Genomic DNA, 17,336 nt, shown 5'->3' on the forward strand with positions numbered 1-17,336 from the left:
TATTGTAAAAAAGTCACGCTTTTTCTTTGAGATATCTTCAGATAAAAAAGGAGACCCCCAAAAGTACTCTTAAGTTTATTATTAGAGAATTATCTTATTTCAACCTTCCACAAATTTAATATTATCAAACCTGGCAGCATTGTTAAGTAAATACAATACATGTTTTCTCCACCGGTAAATTTAAGTGATGAACGAATATTTTATACTGCATCTGTTGATGATCCATTTATTTAAAAATAATTGCCTGTAGAATGCAGAGTCCGCGGTGTATATTGCTTCGCCTGCCGTGAAGAAAGCTTTCGGCCGTAAGTACACAATGTGATCTTCCCACTATCTTTTTACACAGTCTTTAAATAACACTTTGCATCTGTGACATATCTTTTATTTACGCGGAAGAAATAATGATATCTCGTCACTCCGTAAAAACTACAGTATCGCTTTTCCCAAGCGTGATTAAAAAAGTCTTTTTTAAAAAAGAGCACCTCACCGCATTCTTGCAAAAAAGCTTCTTCTTTCCTTTTTGAATAGGAAACATGAAATATCATTTGGATAATATCTGCTGATCGACAGACGTGATTATATATTTTAATTCTACACAAGCAGCATATCTTCAGACTTCTTACTTGAATAATATACAGTTGTAAGTTAGTATTTGAGTTGGCTAACGAACGGTCGTACGTATATTGCAGCAGTTTTAATGGTTCACTCGATTACTCCCGCTATATAAAAGAAATTCAGAAAGGGGCATTGCACATGTCTTCTACCTACAATCGTTTACTGCAAGTTTCTTTACGGCAGTTTTCCTTATATGGATATGATGGAGCAAGTCTTTCATCAATCGCGGAGGAAGCCGGTATTAAGAAGGCTTCTATTTATAATCATTTTAATAATAAAGATTCATTATTTCTTGAAGTGGTTCACAAGGTGTATAAAGATTATCTGCATATGCTGAAAAAAGCACTGCCCCAGGCGGAAAAAAATGGACTCCCTGATTTATTGGACAGCGTAGCTTCCTACTTAACCAACGAAGAAAACGGAAAATTTTATCTGCATTTTGTTCTTTTCCCACCTCCACATCTGGAAAAAGACGTACGCCGGAAGTTTATGACTTTTGAAGAAGACTGCAATTTATTGCTCCGCCCATTATTTCAGCAGAAAATAGATAATAAAGAAATTCCTGTGCAGCCGCTGGAACCGCTGCTGGATGCATTTTACGGACTGCTCGACTCCTGGTCTGTACAAACTCTTTATTACGATACTGAAGAACTGAAAAGAAAACGCAGAGCCTCCTGGAAATTTTTTTGGAAAGGAATAGGAGGGCGATTGAATGATTGAAACTATCTGGCAGTATACCCTTATTTTTCTCATGGCAGCTACTCCCTGGTTTGAAATTCTTCTCGTCATTCCAATCGGTATAGGGATGGGGCTCGACCCTCTGCTTGTCGGTATTTTTTCATTCATCGGCAACTTTCTCCCCGTTCTGTTTATTATTTATCTGCTCCGTTTTTACCAGCAGACTAGTTTTCACAGAAGAAGAAAAGCAGCGAAATTGTGGAAAAAAAGGCACAGCAAAAAAAAGCCTGGGCGCAATGAAAAGGCACAGGCAGTATTTCAAAAATATGGATTGCCGGGCCTGGCAATCGCCGGTCCTGCAATTACAGGCATACATCTGGCTGCAGTAATTGCCTTATCTTTAAAAGCGGACAAACATGCCACTGCCTGGTGGATGGGAAGCAGCCTGTTTTTATGGAGCATCTTTCTTACCATTGCAAGTATTTACAGTATTGACTGGATTCAGAGTTTGTTTAATTAGCTCTGATGTCGAAATAAGAAAAGTACACCTGACGCGGAGAAATCCTTCCGCTGTCCCTTGAAAATAAGCAGGGTTCCGCGCAGCCAATCCAAGCAGGACAAAGACCGTTCTTTTGGATTCAAGCTATCGGCTGGCTTCACACCTGCTCTAAAAGTTCGTCTGCAGTGGAGACGAACCTTCCATGCAGCTTTTTAATGAAGAGTTCTTTTCCATAAAGCTTTCATGGCCTTCTGATACCAGGCGATACTCTCTTCAAGTAAATTATTGGCAGCGTAAAACTCTCCCATTCTCTCATAATAATATGCTAATGAAATCATATCCTGCTTCTCTTCAAAAAAAGGCAGGATAGTCTTTTTCATCTCACCTTCGAATTTATGAGAGGAAGCACCATCATATTTATATAAATAATAGAGAAATTTCAGTTCATACTTTTTTTCATATTGGGTATAAGCCTGTTCCCTGCGCAGTGCTTGAATAGTTTCCACTCCGTGGTTTACCCAGCTTATTATATCCTGAGGCGCATTCATAATTTCAAATTGCATGAGAATTCCATGTATGGGAGCAAGCCTTTCTCTTCCCGTGCGGAGCCTGTAGCTCTGCTGAAAAGACTGGATCGCTTTCATCGCCTCATTTTGCTGCGCATAAAGTTCTCCCTGTTCCTGAAGCATCCGTGCCAGTAATTGCTGATTTTTTATCTGTCCGCTGATTTTTTCAGCTTTTTCAAGCTCAGCTGCTGTATCTTCAAAATTGCCGCTTAATCTGAGCGCTCGTGCAAGGATGACTCTTCCCCTTCCGCTCTGCAGAAGAGCATACCGTTGATCGAACGATGTAAGTGCTTTATTTATAAGCCGAATGCTTAAAGTATAATCTCCTGTTTCAAGTACAGTTTTCCCCATCAACAAATAAAAATCTTCAAGAACATGTTTTTTCATGATTAAACTATTAATCATATTGCAGGCTGTTTGCATATTCCTTTTTGCTTTCTCATAGTCTTCATAATAACCAGCAGCTTCTCCCATAATCATGAAATAATAAAATCTGGTTTCTTCTGATAATTCCTCACTGGAAATACTATCCGCCCGCTTTATAAAGTCTTCTATCAGCCTTTCATGTTTCTTCAAAATAAAATATCTTATTGATATTAACGAATGGAGTAATTGGATTTCTCTATTTTGAAAAAAATCAATTTGTTCAGTTATTTCTCCCTTATATTTTTCTGCGGTTCTTACTTGTTCATAGATGATTGACTTATGCCATGCAGCAAGTTTCAGCCTGATTTCTTTTTCATCTACATTACTCAGCTCCTCTTTTGTAATGTGGAGCCTTTCAAGAAGCTGCATTAACAAATCATCTGCTGGTTCAATTTTATCGTTTTCTATTTTGCTGTAGTAAGAAACAGAGCAAATTCCTGCACATATTTCTTCCTGCTTCTTACGTTGTTTAATCCGATTGTATTTCAGCAATTTTCCTGACATCAATATCTCTCCCTGACAGCACATTGATTGTAGATGAAAAGCAGTTCTCCTGTTAAGTTAGGAGCGGATGTTAAACACAAAGCATTTTGAATACCTGCTTTCCTAAAACAACTTTATAATCTTGTTTTAAATACTTTAAAACTCATGTTTATATTTTCATTTTATAAATAGGCTACCTTGAAAATAAAAGTTTTGCTAAAAAGAAGTAATCATACTGCTTCCCTTTCGGAGAGGGTTGCCCAAGGGCTTGTTCTCGACTAATTTCTCTCCCAGGGTACGGCTTCCATCGATCCACAGACAGCAGGGCAGAGACCGCCATACTGTCTTGAAGAACCAGGATCGATTCCGCTCGTGCTTCGTGACCTTCCAGAAGGTCACTTGGTTCCTCCGCCTTGTCTTCGTTTTATTGATAGAAAAGCTAGTAATAGAAACAAGCTCTTTTTTTGTTTCACAAAAGGAAGAACGAGCTGGGAAGATCCCGCAGCGAAGTTCTCACTTATCAACAATGAACATTAAAATAAACTTGAATTAAGCGAATGATTTCTTTGTAATTTTTAAACTTATTATCAAAATCATAAATAATATCTGTTTAAGCTACTTTGTGCCTAATTATGAATATGAAATTAACAATATTATATAAATAAGTTCCATTTAACAGAGGCTATTATAGTGAAAATATCTACTCCTATCATATCTTGGAAAATTAATATGTAAATGATATTATTATTTTCTCAATTTAATTTTTGTTAACAATTCAGTTACAAATATTGTATGCTGTTTGTAAAAATGTTATTTTATCAATGCTGTATTCTTCAAAACAGCAGAATTAGCTTTGTCTAAAATTGTCGATTAATTCCTTATACTACTACTAAAAATGTAATGCTAATTACCTAATTGAGTTTTTGAAAGTATTTCTCTTAACTTTTTTCTTATTATTATAGATTTTCACATGTAAATTAAGGACCTGAATCTGTAAGAATAGTAGAAAGGCAAAAAATATAATAATTTATATATCGGAGGATTTATTTTATGTTATCAGCTATGCAAATTGGTATTGATTTAGGAACTGCAAATCTGCTTGTTTATACTAAGGAAAAAGGGATGATCATTAATGAACCTTCTGTTGTAGCCTTGGACAGCGCAACTGGAGAAGTGCTTGCCGTGGGGGAAGAAGCTAAAATGATGGTGGGGAAAACTCCTGGAAATATCGTGGCAATCCGGCCCCTGCGTGATGGTGTAATTGCGGACTATGACGTTACTACTGAGCTTATTAAACATTTAATGAAAAAAGCATCCAAAAAATTAGGAACTACTATTCGAAAGCCGAATGTAGTTGTATGTACTCCTTCAGGAGCTACCTCTGTGGAAAAACGTGCAATACAGGACGCTGTAAGACAAAGCGGAGCAAAAGATGTTCAGTTAATAGAAGAACCGGTTGCTGCTGCTATCGGTGCTGATCTGCCTGTAGAGGAACCTGTAGCAAATGTGGTAATAGATATTGGCGGCGGAACTTCAGAAGTAGCAATTATTTCTTTCGGAGGGATTGTTTCCAGTCATTCTCTTCGTGTAGGAGGAGACAGACTGGACGAAGACATTACTCAGTTCATCCGAAAAAAATATCACTTAATGATAGGCACCAGAACTGCCGAAGAAATTAAAATGGAAATTGGTTATGCTTTGATTGACCATACACCTCAAACGATGGAAATCCGCGGCAGGGATCTTGTCAGCGGCCTTCCGCACACAATCGAAATTACGTCCACTGAGATTCAGGGAGCTTATCAGGAAGCACTGCTTTCAATTCTTGAAACAATTAAGCTTACGCTGGAGGACTGTCCTCCTGAATTAAGCGGGGACATTGTAGATCGCGGTGTGATGCTTACCGGTGGCGGATCCCTTCTGAAAGGAATGGAAGAATGGCTGTCTAATGAAATTATCGTACCAGTTCACCTGGCGCCGAGCCCGCTCGAATCGGTAGCTATCGGCACCGGCCGATCTTTGAAAATGCTTAAAAAGCTTCAAAAAGCCAATTAATATCATGAGGTATTAAATTTAAAATAAGCTGTCCGGAATATTATTTTTCCGGACAGCTTATTAGTGTATTTGCTTATTCAGGTTTTTCAATCCATTCTACTTCCCCTGAGTCAAGGTGGAATAATCCGCCAAAGACAGGAACTTCCCGCTCCAGGGCCTGATAAGTCTCTAAGTTCTTAATGTTCTCCACCTGTACTTTCACATTATGCCGCTCCAAACTTTCTGCATCATCAGGTACTTCTCCATCATATGAAGATACTGACTCCCTGACATGGTGAATCCAGCTTTCCAGTTCAGGTGCGAATTTTTCACTTTTCGTCGCCTGAACTCCTCCGCAGTTTGTATGGCCGAGCACTAAAATATAATCTACTTTCAGCACGTGTATCGCATAATATAAGCTGGCTTTAAAGCTGTCATCAGATGCTTTCGCCTGGTTTGCAATATTTCTATGTATAAACAGCTGTCCAAGCGGCTGTCCCGTTATTGTCGTAGGAGAAGTTCTTGAGTCGCAGCAGGACAATACATAGAATGAAGGGCTCTGTCCTTTTGAAAGATTTTCAAAATACGCTTTATTTTCCTGCATTTGTTTTTCCTGAAACTGTTTTTGACCTTTTTCTAATTCATTCATCTTCATACCTTTACCCCCAAGTAATAATATTTTAATGTTAAAAGCTATATGGAATGATACGAATACCTAAGACGAGTGCCTTGAGCCGTCCTTCCCTGATCATTCCTGTAAAATTCAATGGGCTTCCTTATAATTTTAATAGTTTCTCAGCGTCTATTCAATTTATCAAGATACATTTAGACAATTTTTATTCATTTGAATGAATTTAATACACCTTATCGATACATTTCATTATCGTTCCCCACCGAAAAAGGGCAGTGCAGAAAATAAATCTCCGCACTGCCCTTTATTTATTTCCCACGGATCATTCTGATGATAAAGACAACCAGAACAATAACGAGTACGATATGAATAAGCCCTCCAGCAATATCCAGTACCAAACCTATCAGCCAGAATAATAACAAAATAGATATAATAGTCCAAAGCATGTCCAGTACCTCCTTTCAACTGCATCTATCTTCTACTATTACCTCTTCTCACAAATTCAAACTTTTGCTACTCTATTCCGCAGCAAAAAGGTAAGTACTGGTGCAGCACACTAATCTTGACAGGTGTTTCACTTTTAATTTCTCCATCTGTGTCTACTTTCTTCACAGGGTTTGTATTTATTTCAATAGATTCCCCCTGTATGTGCCGGACTCCTTCTGTATCTTCCATCGTATTTGCTGTTACTGTGCGCTGCAGCCATTCACGAAAAAGTTCTCCCCCTGTGCCCTTCATAAAAAATACGTCTAGTTTTCCATCCTGTAAATCAATATCCTCCGCGGGCAAGGGAGTCGTACCAAGGAACTTTCCATTGCTTACTAATATCATCACAGCTTCCCCATTGTATTTTTCTCCATCTATTGTCACATCATACTGAAAATTATCTGCTGATCCGAGTGTACGAATGGCACTCATAAAATAACTCAGCCTGCCTACTGTATCTTTTGCAGATTCATTAATATTTTCTGATGTATCGGCTATTACCCCTATTCCTAAAAAGTTCGAGAAAATAGAACCGTTGTACACTCCAATATCAATATTTTTTACCTTTTTCTGTAAAGATACTCTCGCAGCTTCCACAGGATTTATTGGCAGACCAAGAGACCTGGCAAAATCATTGCATGTACCGGCAGGAAGAATGCATATTACCGGAGTGATGGTTCTTTTTCTCAGAGCATCTATGCTTGCGTGCACAGTCCCATCTCCTCCCATGATCCAGACATATTGAAATGAACGGGAGTCGTCAGCTAGGTATTCTTTTAAGTCCTCTTCACTCTCCGGCTGATAAAAAGTCAGTTCCTTTACTGATTCCTGCAGCACTGCTTCTATCTCCTGTAATAATTGCGCTTTTTTAGCATTTCCAGCTTTGTTGTTATATATTACTACTCCGCTAGAGATCATTCTGATTCCTCCTATCTAATATGCAGACGGAATGAATTTTGGTACTTCCGTTTTATTGTTTCGAATTTGCGCGAACTGAAAATTTCTTTCCATGACTGCGTTCCTTTTCCTCGTATCAAAGGCATACTGCATTGAAAAATCAATCTATATTGTCCATATAGATTAAATATGTAAATCTTATTTGAGCAAAGATTTTAGTGCATCTTCCGATTACTCGTTCCAAACTAGGCGGAAAAATTGTTAGGAAGAGATCCTGCTTCTATAAGACCCTTACCCATTGTTACTTTATTAATCCCCTTCTCTTACTTTTACCAAACTTAACATACGAGGGATATTTATACGTGTCTCCAGGTATTAGTTTCTGTCTTCTTTTTTATGGAGTGTTCTTCTTTCTGCAAAATCCTGCATCAAGATTTTGTCTGTTTGAGTTTACAGATCAATCGAAAAAATCCTTCTCTCGGAAACAAAACCATCTTCTGCAGGATCTTACCACCTGAACATAGAATGCCAGATTACTTTCTCTAAGGAAACAATTCAAGTTCATTAATTTCCTGACATTTACATCTAAAATTAATATAAATTTTTGGCACATTAATTTCTATGTTTTTAATTTCTCACATTCGTGGAATAGAGTGAAAGGTAATTTATTCCTCAGGTTCTTACCTCTTATAAATTTTAATATATCACTATGAAAAATCTGGTATATTAGAACAAGTTAGTTTTCATCTTGATATTATACAGACAGGAGGGCTGATTCTTGACGAAAGATCATGCTTGGATGATGCTCCGGCTGCTTTTTGTAATTGTATTTATACTTACCATTTCCTATCTGGTATTATGGCTTTTCCGGATCGCTTATCCTTTTTGGATTGCAGCAATACTGGTATGGATGTCCTATCCATTAATCCGATGGCTTCGTAAAAGAATTCATCTTCCTAATACGCTTGCGGTAATCGTAACTTTATTACTCAGTATTGGTACTATGCTTGGGGCTTTGACAGGGCTTGTGTTTTTGATTATTTTTGGTGTCCGGCGTTTTTCAAATGTTGTACCGCAGTGGATTGAATCCACCTCCCGGGAAATTCAAACATTTTTTAATGAAACGATATTTCCCATCTGGCAGGGAATTACGGGTGCTATGGATTCTCTTACTCCTGAGCAGCAGGATGCTGTGGGAGAAGGTATCACTACGCTGGGCACACGTCTGGCTGAATCATTTACAGAAGGCGGCCAGGGATTAACAGAAGCACTTACTTCTATTTTAATTTTTGTACCAACTTCTATTGTAGTAATCGTGTTTATTTTTATTGCTTTTTATTTCATCGGAAAAGACTGGGAAAGAATTTTCAGTTATATATATTCTCAAATTCCTGTAACGATTGTAAAAAAATCGAAATCTTTTAAAACTATGTTTCAATACCGGGTATTTGGTTTTCTTCGTGCGCAGGTGCTGTTGATGCTGATTGCCTCTTTAATCGTTTTAATCGGCCTGGCGGTACTTCAGGTGGAAAATGCTATCACAATCGCAATGATCGTAGGAATTGCTGAGATTCTTCCATATTTAGGGTCTGGTACGATTCTTATTCCCTGGATGCTTTACATGTTTTTTACGGGAAATATCAGCATGGGCATTGGAATAGCAATTCTCTACGCCGTCACCGTATTAATAAGGCAGGCGATCGAACCGAAAGTACTTTCTTCCAGTATGAATTTAAATGCTTTAGCAGTATTAATTTCATTGTTTGTCGGCTGGCAGTTATTCGGAGTAATCGGGGTATTTACAGGACCATTTCTGCTGGTAGTAATCGTTATTTTTAAAGATATTGGAGTGCTTGGCGAATTATATCAGTTTGTGAAATACGGATTTAAAGAGGATGCTCCTCCCCCTATCTACGTGAAAGAATAAAGATAAAGTAGAGATAGGGAGATATTAGTTTCTAATAGTGAAAAGCGCTTCCTGTTAAGCAGGAAGCGTTTTTTTGGTATTATAAAACGGTTTATTTACTGTGCTGGCGGTGGATTCTCTCAAGTTCATCACCATAAGTGTGCACCCTGGCTCATGATAAAGCTTGCCTCTGCTTCTCACAGACACTATTGAAGAATGCAGATTAGTTTAAAAACTGGCTCTGCAATAAACTATGCTTCAAGCGAGTGACAATTTCAACAAGCAGCCTGATTCATCAATTTAGATAACCTTATTGCCGATTTTGTCCCAGCTTTTTTCCCATGAGGAGCTTTTCTTCTTATTTTAACTTGAAGGGAAAAGGATAGATATAAGTGGAATGAGAGGCTCGCGCAGTATGAGACAGGATGAATCTGTTACAAACTCCGGTTGACGGAGTTCCTAATTTCAAGTAATTTTATTACATACGTTTAGGAAGAAGGCGAGTTGAGAGAAGTGAAGAAGACGAAGGGTCAATTGGAAATGGCATTAAGTGTAAAGATTACGCAATGGGAAAAGGAGTATTTAGGCAGGGGATCACTATCATGTAAGTGTGAGTTGATCCGCGATATGGCGCTGATAACTCTCGCAGGTGTTTTAACGCCGGCTGAGTATCAGATGGCTGAATCAATTGCAGGAAGGGATCAGATTAAGAAATTCAGAAATGACCTGGTGGAATCCGGCAGGAAACAGGTTGAAGAGATGGTTAACGAGGTGTTTGGTTTGGAACTGATCTCGTTGCATACCGATATCAGTACAAAGACAGGCGAGCGGCTTATAGTACTCAAATTCAATAAACCTTGGGATCAGGCAGACAATGCCTAAATTTTAGTTGACTTACTCACTTTCATGCATAATAATAAAAGAGGAAACATTCGCTCAGGGCAGTTCAAGAGCCATTCTTGGAGATTGAGCCGCCGGATGATTGAATGGAGCCTCTCATCATAAACCAATGCGATTGTTGGTGATGTGGAATACTTTTCCAAAAGTAAGCCATACATACACAGCGCACACTCTTTTGAGTGTGCGCTTTTTTTGATGAGTGAAAACCTTTACAAACAAACTATCATTTAGGAGGTTATCATTATGGAAAGCTTATTGTATGTAGTCACAAGTCCTCCGGTTATTCTTTTTATTGTCGGTATTCTTGCGGCAATCGGAAAGTCGAACCTGAAAATGCCTGATGGATTATCTATTGGCCTGAATATGTATTTATTATTAGCGATCGGCCTGAAAGGGGGCATGGGCCTGGCAGAGGTCCGTATAGATGAAGTAGTGGCGCCATTTGCCGCAGCACTTATATTAGGGCTTATTTTGCCGATTGTAGGGTACTTTATCGGGATGCTGTTCAAATTTACGTTTGAGGAACGGGTTGCTATGGCTGCGACATTCGGTTCAGTTTCATTAGTTACTTTTGCTGCGGCTACCGCACAGCTTGATCAAATGGGGATTGGCTATGAGCCGTATATGACCACGCTTGTTGTTCTTTTGGAAATTCCCGGCCTTGTAGTAGCTTTAATGATTTACCAGCACTTTAAATCTCCCGTGTTTGGCATTGTACCTAGAGCCGGGGCGACCCATGTGATGATCGACAGTTTGATGTCAAAAAGCATTTTGCTGCTTATTGCGGGATTAGCAGCAGGATATTTTGCACCTGATACCGCTATGCTGAAACCGTTCTTTGTAGATCTTTTTCCGGGCGTACTGCTGTTGTTTTTGCTTGGATTAGGATTAAAGGTTGGACAGCAGCTCGGCGTGATTAAAGAATACGGCTGGGCTCTTATTGCTGCAGGGATTGTCTTTCCTGTTATCGGGGCCGTCATCGGGTATATGATGGCTCAAGCAGCCGGCTTTTCTGAAGGAGGAACCATACTGTTTATGGCACTTGCTGCAAGCGGATCTTACATTGCAGCACCCGCGATGCTCCAAGCTTCAGTACCTGATGCAAAGCCGTCCTTTTACTTAACGATGGCTCTGGCAGTCACCTTCCCGTTTAATCTGATTGTGGGGATACCGCTGTTTATTCAGTTCGTTACGGGTTAAAAAATATAGAAAGAGTGCGCCCCTGTCTGTGACAGGGGCGCACTCTTTTAGTTAACGCCCGATAAAATCATTGTGTGTCTTTACCAAACTTGTCTTTAGTTTTGTCCGAGCGTCTTTTATTTAATATTTATATTAGCTATGTTTTATATTTTCAAAATGGGGATTTCATTAGTGTCAGTATAAATATTATAGACTACAGGCTGGATGCTGACATGTTTCTTTCGTGCTGTACTTCCATTTCAGCGATACGATATTCCTGAATAAACGTATATACTACCCGTAGATCGTCTTCCGATAAGTTGTCTACTAAATGAAGGACATCTTGTTTTTCAATATTCACGGAAGTCCCCTCCTTCTGTTCGATCTACAGGTTATATACCCCTATTCCAGAATTTTCAACCGTCTAATTTCAAAATGTATTTCTTTCTTACTAAGAAAATAATATTATAAAGCAACAGCAACGCAGCTGTAACTGCAGCTGTAACTGCAATAAACTGTACTTCCTCTGCCCTCTCCACGTATATCCCAATAAAGGCCCATACAAATACAGATGAGTAAATTATATCTTTATATTTTTCGGCAATTATCGCAGCTATAATTCCCCCTGCAGGAATAATTATCACTGTCCATAACTCATTTGAAATGATAAAACCGTCCTCAAATCCAAATGTATTAAATAAAATGCCTATATTTACGATAAATGCTACAGAAACCCAGCCCATATAAATAGCAAAAGGCAGCTTCGTCCATACAGATACTTTGCCAGCCTGCAGGATCTGTCTGTATATCAGAATTATAGACAGAAGCAGAGCCGCCATAGGTAGCATGGTCCATGGGAAAAATTCGTAATGAAATAACAACAGCCAGCTGACATTAAAAATCCCATTCCATACAAATAACCAGCCTATATTATCTACAGCTTTAATATCACCTGCATGTGAAGTAAATAAAGAGCGAATTACCCAGATTCCCAATGTGATATAAATAAGACTCCAGATGCTGAATACATATCCTGCCGGGGTGAACAGGACATTTACTTCCTGTGACAATTCTCCTGTCGTCATATTATTTAAAGGAAGAATGTTGGCAAGTGCATTCATTCCAACTATAATCACCAGCACAACTAAGTTTATCACTGGAAATTTACGGTTCATTTTACCACTCCTTTCCTGTAGAATTTCTTCTTCCCGGACGGTTTAACGGGTAAACTTCTCCAATGAATATGTTACACTCATCTTATTCAATTTGGTTTTAAAAATTTTTTCAGAACTAAGTACGATTTATCATCCACATTGCAGGGGGTATATTTATGATGGAAATCTGGCAGAAAAGAGCGGAAGAGCTGGAAGAAAATGATCCACTGGCTCATTATAAAGCTGAATTTTATTTCCCGGAAAATACAAATGTTTATTTAGACGGGAACTCTCTTGGACTCCTTTCAAAACGTGCAGAGCAAGCTGTTTATAAACAATTGGACAGCTGGAAAAAACATGGAATTGATGGTTGGACACAAGGAGAGAATCCCTGGTTTTATTTTTCTGAGCAGCTTTCAGCAAAAGCTGCTGCTCTCGTGGGCGCTCATGCACATGAAGTTTCGATTACAGGGTCGATCACCGCAAATCTGCATCAGCTGCTTACTACGTTTTATAAGCCGGTTCAGGGAAGAAAAAATATTGTTATGGAAGAGCTTGCTTTTCCTACAGACCGTTATGCAGTACATAGCCAGTTAATGCATCATGGTTTAAATGAAAATCATTTGTCTCTGATTTCTTCAAACGATGGGTACACGGTTGATATGGATGACATTCTCGCAGCTATCGATGAACAGACAGCACTTGTTTTACTCCCTTCTGTTCTTTACCGAAGCGGACAAAGACTCGACTGGAAGGTAATCACTGATCATGCGCATCAGCAGGGCGCTGTTATTGGATGGGATCTTGCCCATTCCTTTGGGGTTATGCCGCACGATCTCCATGACGCCGGGGTCGATTTTGCCGTCTGGTGTACCTATAAATACGCAAACAGCGGACCCGGAGGTACTGGTGGGCTGTTTGTACACGAAAAACATCATGGGACTATTCCTGCACTTGCAGGCTGGTTCGGATCGGATAAGGAAAAGCAGTTTGATATGAGTGGTGAGTTTTCGCCTGCTGCTGATGCTTCCGCTTTTCAAATGGGAACCCCGAATATTTTAAGCATGACTCCTTTAAAAGGCGCTCTTGAAATGATAGAAGAGGCAGGAATTGATCGTATTAGAAGCCGCTCATTAAAACTGACTTCTTTTTTAAGGTTGGGAATTGAGGAAGCTGCTGCAGACGAATCAGCGCTTAATATTGTTACTCCTTCCGATGGGTATGGAGGACATATTGCTGTTTCCCATCCGGAGGCAGCTAAAATATGCAGAGCACTGAAAGCAAAAGGAATTGTGCCGGACTTTCGGGCCCCGGATATAATCCGGCTCGCCCCCTCCCCCCTATACACCAGCTTTCATGATATTTATGAAACTCTTGCAGTAATAAAAGAACTGCTGGAGACAAGAGAGTTTACAAAATATAAAAACACCCGGGGAATTATTGCCTGAGGACTTCCATAGGGAGACCCCGGCGGCAGATAGAGAACTTCAGCCGTCAGGGTCTTTAATTTAATGTTTCTTTCCTCATGAACCAATTTAGCTAACTAAATTCATACGTGCTGTGAAGCGCTGCTTCTATATCTGCCCAGATATCCTGCTTATTTTCCAGTCCTACCGATAAACGCACGAGAGCATCCGTAATCCCCATTTTTTTCCTCTCTTCCGCTGGAACAACGGCATGTGTCATTGAAGCCGGATGCTGAATTAACGATTCTGCATCGCCTAAACTTACAGCCCGCTGGACAACTTCGAGTGCATTCATAAATTTCTGGGCTTTTGCTTTTCCACCCGCTATCTCAAAACTTATCAGCCCCCCGAAATCTTTCATTTGTTTCTCTGCTAATTTATAACCTGAAAACTCAGGATCTCCAGGATAGATAATATGATTAACCTTCGGGTGTTGTTTCAGTTTTTCAAATATAAATCTGGCATTTTCGCAGTGCCTGTCCATTCTGACAGAAAGAGTTTTTAATCCTCTGAGCAGAAGCCATGCATCAAATGGTCCGAGCACCGCTCCGACATCTTTCTGAACGCTCATACGGATTTTTTGCATATCTTCCGACGGCCCCACTGCCGCACCGGCAATAACATCTCCATGACCGCTGATATATTTTGTGGCACTATGTACTACAAAGTCTGCGCCAAGAGTTAATGGCTGCTGGAGGTAGGGTGAGCAAAAAGTATTATCCACTACTACTTTTAAGTTATGCTTTTCCGCAGTTTGAATTACCATTTCCAAATCCACCAGTTTCATTGTTGGATTTATCGGAGTTTCTACATAAAGAACTCTGGACTCCGGACGGATCATTTTTTCAATTGCATCAGCTGTCTGCATATCAAATAAGTCATAATCCACCTTAAATTTGTCCTGCATAAGCTCTAGAAAACCATACGTGCATCCATAAACTCCCTCAGATACAAGCACGTGATCTCCAGATTTCAGCAGATGCATCAATATTGCTGATACTGCCCCCATTCCAGAAGCAAACGCAATCCCTTCCTCCCCTTCTTCCAGATCAGCGAGTTTCTGCTCCAGTTCTCTCACTGTTGGATTTCCAAGTCTTGAATATACATATCCCTCCTCTTCCCCTGCAAAGCGTGCTTCTCCCTGCTCTGCGCTGTCAAATACAAAAGTAGAAGTTTGATAAATTGGGGCGGCAAGACTGCCATGATGCTTTGAACGGTCAAAGAAACTGTGAATCAATCTGGTTTCAATATCTTTCTTCATACAATACCCCTCCCGTCACTATTAAGATAATTAAAGCGCTTACATTATTATAACCAATTATTGTATTAAGTACCATAGCAGAACTTTAAATGGCTTTATTGAGCATCTCTCGATATGAATATATGATGGCTTTTTCCTTGTTGTTAAACAAAAAAAGACCATAATCATATGGCCTTTCTGCGTTCATCCGCTGGAAGCGCTGCGGGAGTCTCTGTTCCTTTTTGTAAAAGTCTTCAGCTGCCTAGCCTTCTACAAGCAGGGACAGTTCTTCCCAGCGTTCCATTTTTTCTTCCAGAGTTTTTTCCGTCTGCTGCTTTTCTTCATATAAATCTCTTGCTTTATCAAAATCTGCTCCCGTATCTTCAATCTGCTGATCCAGTTTTTCGATCTTTTCTTCTAAAGCAGTTATATCTTCTTCGATCGAATTCCATTCCTGCTGTTCTTTATAAGAAAGCTTTTTCTTATTATTTTTAGCGACAAAAGGCGTTTCTTTCGCTTTTTCAGAAACAGCTGTTTTTGTTTTCTCAGCTTCCTGTTCCAGCCACTCACTGTAGCTTCCGTAGTAACGTTCTATGCTTCCGCCTTTTTCACGGAAAACTAGCAGCTGGCTGACTGCTCGATCAAGGAAATAGCGATCGTGTGATACGGTAATAACTACTCCCGGAAATTGTTCCAGGTAATCTTCCAGAATTGATAATGTTTCAGTATCAAGATCATTTGTAGGCTCATCCAGAAATAAAACGTTCGGCTCTTCCATTAATACTTTTAATAAATAAAGCCGTTTCTTTTCGCCGCCGGAAAGTCTGCGGATATATGTCCACTGTTTTGCCCTCGGAAAAAGAAATCTCTCCAGCATCTGTTCTGCTGTAATCATTGTCCCATCTGACGTTTTCACTACTTCGGCAGTAGCTTTAATATACTCAATCATCTTTAAATTTTCATCCATTGGCTCGTGTTCCTGTGTATAATAACCGATCGATACCGTTTCCCCTATATGCACGATTCCGCTGTCAGGCTTTATTTTCCCTGCAATCAAATGAAGAAGTGTGGTTTTGCCGACCCCATTCGGCCCAATAATACCTAAGCGGTCTCTGCGGTTGACTAAATAATCAAGTTCTTTAATTACTGTTTCTCCACCTCTGGATACAGAGACATTTTCGAGCTCAATGACATTTTTACCAAGCCTTTTGGAGCCTATGGCAAAATCCAGATCCTCTTTTTTTGTGGGCCCTTCTTCTTCCTGCAGAGATTCGACCCGCTGTTTTCTTGCTTTTTGCTTTGTTGTTCTGGCTTTCGCCCCCCGCTTGAGCCATTCCAGCTCTCTCCGGAGAATATTCTGTCTCTTAGTTTCAGACTGCGATTCCTGTCGCTCTCTTTCCGCTTTCTGTTCGAGAAAGCGCTCGTAGTTCCCGATATATTCATATAAATTACCTTCGTGCAGCTCAAAGATTTTCTGGGTCACACGGTTCAGGAAATACCGGTCGTGGGTGATTACAATCAGTGCACCGCTGTACTGTTTCAAAAACCCTTCCAGCCATTCGATCGTAATGTTATCCAGATGGTTTGTCGGCTCATCAAGCAACAGCAGATCCGCCGGCTGTATCAATGCTTTAGCCAGTGAAACACGGCGGCGCTGACCGCCGGAGAGTGCTCCTATTTTCTTCTGGAATTCATAAATACCCAGCTTAGTAAGAATCGTCTTCGCCTGCGTATTTGCCTCCCACGCGCTGTGTTCATCCATTTTCGATTGTGCTTTGGCAAAGCGGATTTGATTTTTTTCTTCCATGCTGTTTTCTGTAAGGGACGCTAAAGCGAATTCATACTCTCTCATTGCTTTCATTACAGGAGCATCTCCAAAAAATACTGTTTCTATTACTGTAAGTTCTTCATTCAGTTCTGGATCCTGACGCACATATTCCATTCTGAAATCATTTGCATGCAGGATGTCGCCTCCCTCTACCCCTTCAACTCCTGAAATTGCCTTAAGCAAAGAGGACTTTCCTGTACCATTTATTCCTACCAGGCCAATTCGTTCTTTTTTCTCCACCGTAAATGAGATACGATTGAATAGAACTTTATCACCATATGTCTTTTCGAGGTTTTCCACCCGAAGTAAACTCATTGTCATCATCCTTCACATTTAAAGCATTCTTGT

General features: G+C 39.8%; 15 protein-coding genes. 7 read left to right on the forward strand and 8 right to left on the reverse strand.

All coding sequences use genetic code 11. The features are described from left to right. Positions 1-753 precede the first annotated feature (753 nt). Both BLP92_RS07195 and BLP92_RS07200 read left to right on the forward strand, forming a co-directional pair. Positions 754-1,335: a TetR/AcrR family transcriptional regulator gene (locus BLP92_RS07195; protein ID WP_090842045.1), complete on the forward strand. Its 582-nt coding sequence runs from the start codon at positions 754-756 to the stop codon at positions 1,333-1,335. Then, complete coding sequence (locus BLP92_RS07200; protein ID WP_090842047.1) at positions 1,328-1,813, forward strand: small multi-drug export protein; 486 nt, start codon at positions 1,328-1,330, stop codon at positions 1,811-1,813. Before BLP92_RS07195 ends, BLP92_RS07200 begins: the two co-directional genes overlap by 8 nt. A 191-nt stretch (positions 1,814-2,004) precedes the next feature. On the opposite strand, the gene BLP92_RS07205 is transcribed toward BLP92_RS07200, so the two are convergent. Then, positions 2,005-3,288, reverse strand: coding sequence for a helix-turn-helix domain-containing protein (locus tag BLP92_RS07205; RefSeq protein WP_090842050.1), 1,284 nt, complete (start codon positions 3,286-3,288; stop codon positions 2,005-2,007). A 1,029-nt stretch (positions 3,289-4,317) separates the two neighbouring features. Between BLP92_RS07205 and mreBH the strand changes: the two genes are divergently transcribed. Continuing rightward, positions 4,318-5,322: a rod-share determining protein MreBH gene (gene mreBH, locus BLP92_RS07210; protein ID WP_090842052.1), complete on the forward strand. Its 1,005-nt coding sequence runs from the start codon at positions 4,318-4,320 to the stop codon at positions 5,320-5,322. Positions 5,323-5,395: 73 nt separating this feature from the next. Here mreBH and BLP92_RS07215 read toward each other — a convergent pair whose 3' ends face one another. The 3 genes from BLP92_RS07215 to BLP92_RS07220 form a co-directional block, all read right to left on the reverse strand. Further along, positions 5,396-5,956, reverse strand: coding sequence for a carbonic anhydrase (locus BLP92_RS07215; protein ID WP_090842054.1), 561 nt, complete (start codon positions 5,954-5,956; stop codon positions 5,396-5,398). Between the two features lie 284 nt (positions 5,957-6,240). Beyond that, positions 6,241-6,378: a lmo0937 family membrane protein gene (locus tag BLP92_RS17880; protein ID WP_139148932.1), complete on the reverse strand. Its 138-nt coding sequence runs from the start codon at positions 6,376-6,378 to the stop codon at positions 6,241-6,243. Between the two features lie 67 nt (positions 6,379-6,445). Further along, positions 6,446-7,336 (reverse strand): diacylglycerol/lipid kinase family protein, encoded by an 891-nt coding sequence (locus BLP92_RS07220; RefSeq protein WP_090842056.1) that lies wholly within the window; start codon positions 7,334-7,336, stop codon positions 6,446-6,448. A 757-nt stretch (positions 7,337-8,093) separates the two neighbouring features. On the opposite strand from BLP92_RS07220, the gene ytvI reads away from it, so the two are divergent. From ytvI to BLP92_RS07235, 3 genes are all read left to right on the forward strand, one after another. Then, positions 8,094-9,242 carry a sporulation integral membrane protein YtvI gene (ytvI, locus tag BLP92_RS07225; RefSeq protein WP_244516710.1) on the forward strand — a complete coding sequence of 383 codons (1,149 nt, stop codon included), beginning with the start codon at positions 8,094-8,096 and terminating at the stop codon, positions 9,240-9,242. Positions 9,243-9,734: 492 nt separating this feature from the next. Further along, complete coding sequence (locus tag BLP92_RS07230) at positions 9,735-10,103, forward strand: Na-translocating system protein MpsC family protein (RefSeq protein WP_090842387.1); 369 nt, start codon at positions 9,735-9,737, stop codon at positions 10,101-10,103. Positions 10,104-10,364: 261 nt separating this feature from the next. After that, positions 10,365-11,321: a sodium-dependent bicarbonate transport family permease gene (locus BLP92_RS07235; RefSeq protein ID WP_090842058.1), complete on the forward strand. Its 957-nt coding sequence runs from the start codon at positions 10,365-10,367 to the stop codon at positions 11,319-11,321. Positions 11,322-11,514: 193 nt separating this feature from the next. On the opposite strand, the gene BLP92_RS17990 is transcribed toward BLP92_RS07235, so the two are convergent. Next, positions 11,515-11,661: a hypothetical protein gene (locus BLP92_RS17990; protein ID WP_175444207.1), complete on the reverse strand. Its 147-nt coding sequence runs from the start codon at positions 11,659-11,661 to the stop codon at positions 11,515-11,517. A 55-nt stretch (positions 11,662-11,716) separates the two neighbouring features. Further along, entirely contained in the window at positions 11,717-12,475 is a 759-nt protein-coding gene (locus tag BLP92_RS07240) for a TspO/MBR family protein (RefSeq protein WP_090842061.1), read from the reverse strand. A gap of 155 nt (positions 12,476-12,630) precedes the next feature. On the opposite strand from BLP92_RS07240, the gene kynU reads away from it, so the two are divergent. Continuing rightward, entirely contained in the window at positions 12,631-13,902 is a 1,272-nt protein-coding gene (kynU, locus tag BLP92_RS07245) for a kynureninase (RefSeq protein ID WP_090842062.1), read from the forward strand. Positions 13,903-13,993: 91 nt separating this feature from the next. Here the strand turns inward: kynU and megL are convergent, their stop codons facing one another. Together megL and BLP92_RS07255 are read right to left on the reverse strand one after the other, a co-directional pair. Next, positions 13,994-15,181, reverse strand: coding sequence for a methionine gamma-lyase (gene megL / locus BLP92_RS07250; protein WP_090842064.1), 1,188 nt, complete (start codon positions 15,179-15,181; stop codon positions 13,994-13,996). Between the two features lie 241 nt (positions 15,182-15,422). Further along, on the reverse strand, positions 15,423-17,303 hold the full coding sequence (locus tag BLP92_RS07255; protein ID WP_090842066.1) for an ABC-F family ATP-binding cassette domain-containing protein: 1,881 nt from the start codon (positions 17,301-17,303) through the stop codon (positions 15,423-15,425). Positions 17,304-17,336 lie beyond the last annotated feature (33 nt).

This window comes from Alkalicoccus daliensis (genome assembly GCF_900103955.1).
In the GTDB taxonomy this organism is placed as follows: Bacteria; Bacillota; Bacilli; order Bacillales; family Salisediminibacteriaceae; genus Alkalicoccus; species Alkalicoccus daliensis.

Excerpts from the sequence above, each read along its gene's own strand:
- BLP92_RS07205 (WP_090842050.1), bottom strand. The coding sequence starts at position 3,288 with ATGTCAGGAAAATTGCTGAAATACAATCGGATTAAACAACGTAAGAAG.
- kynU (WP_090842062.1), top strand. The coding sequence starts at position 12,631 with ATGATGGAAATCTGGCAGAAAAGAGCGGAAGAGCTGGAAGAAAATGAT.
- BLP92_RS07240 (WP_090842061.1), bottom strand. The coding sequence starts at position 12,475 with ATGAACCGTAAATTTCCAGTGATAAACTTAGTTGTGCTGGTGATTATA.
- mreBH (WP_090842052.1), top strand. The coding sequence starts at position 4,318 with ATGTTATCAGCTATGCAAATTGGTATTGATTTAGGAACTGCAAATCTG.
- BLP92_RS07195 (WP_090842045.1), top strand. The coding sequence starts at position 754 with ATGTCTTCTACCTACAATCGTTTACTGCAAGTTTCTTTACGGCAGTTT.
- BLP92_RS07235 (WP_090842058.1), top strand. The coding sequence starts at position 10,365 with ATGGAAAGCTTATTGTATGTAGTCACAAGTCCTCCGGTTATTCTTTTT.
- BLP92_RS07220 (WP_090842056.1), bottom strand. The coding sequence starts at position 7,336 with ATGATCTCTAGCGGAGTAGTAATATATAACAACAAAGCTGGAAATGCT.
- megL (WP_090842064.1), bottom strand. The coding sequence starts at position 15,181 with ATGAAGAAAGATATTGAAACCAGATTGATTCACAGTTTCTTTGACCGT.
- BLP92_RS17880 (WP_139148932.1), bottom strand. The coding sequence starts at position 6,378 with ATGCTTTGGACTATTATATCTATTTTGTTATTATTCTGGCTGATAGGT.
- BLP92_RS07200 (WP_090842047.1), top strand. The coding sequence starts at position 1,328 with ATGATTGAAACTATCTGGCAGTATACCCTTATTTTTCTCATGGCAGCT.
- BLP92_RS07255 (WP_090842066.1), bottom strand. The coding sequence starts at position 17,303 with ATGAGTTTACTTCGGGTGGAAAACCTCGAAAAGACATATGGTGATAAA.
- BLP92_RS07215 (WP_090842054.1), bottom strand. The coding sequence starts at position 5,956 with ATGAAGATGAATGAATTAGAAAAAGGTCAAAAACAGTTTCAGGAAAAA.